1 protein-coding gene is annotated in these 595 nt (G+C 48.4%); it reads right to left on the bottom strand.

Features of this window, described 5'->3' with window-relative positions; translation table 11 throughout:
• Window positions 1-557 (bottom strand): UPF0236 family transposase-like protein (locus EKC99_RS15375; protein ID WP_240468910.1); only part of this gene is annotated, 557 nt, incomplete at its 3' end.
• Window positions 558-595: the final 38 nt, after the last annotated feature.

Here is a 595-nt window from a genome sequence, read left to right as displayed (position 1 = left end):
TTCTTTCGAATCACCCGATATCTTGCATGACCTCGGAACAATTGACGAATCTCTCTCGCCACATGGAACCGATCGAGTTGAAAGTACCCTCTATCTCCGAAATATTCACGACAAGCCGTAATCCACGGCGCACCATCTCCATTGATGACGACCCAATCTTCTAGTGGATCATACCCATATTCTTTCACTAAGAAGCTCTCGACGGCTTCCCAAATCTGTTCATTCGTTTGATGAACCATATACCGTCGATTCACTAAGGATACGCGTTTCCCGTTTTTCTCCCATCCTTGGTGAATCGTGATGATCTTTTCTTCTTTTCCTTTGATGCGGCTTCGTTGACGTTTCACGTACAACCCGTCTGCTTCGATAAAAAACACGCGCCCTTTTTTCTCCATCGCACGGTGCCCTTCCACCTCTGCCTCGATGATGGACTGGCGAATCGTTTCGTGACTCATACATGCATACCCCACCAGCTTTTCAAGCGACTGCGCAGCCTGTCGATATGAAGAACCCGTCACGGCGAGATGAATCGCTGTCTCCTCTAATAGCGGACTCACTCCATGCGCCCCATCGAACTGAAGAAAGACATCGAGTA

Source organism: Anoxybacillus sp. MB8, from assembly GCF_011006755.1.
Taxonomy (GTDB): Bacteria; Bacillota; Bacilli; order Bacillales; family Anoxybacillaceae; genus Anoxybacillus; species Anoxybacillus gonensis.
This window is presented reverse-complemented; position numbering and strand designations above follow the sequence as displayed.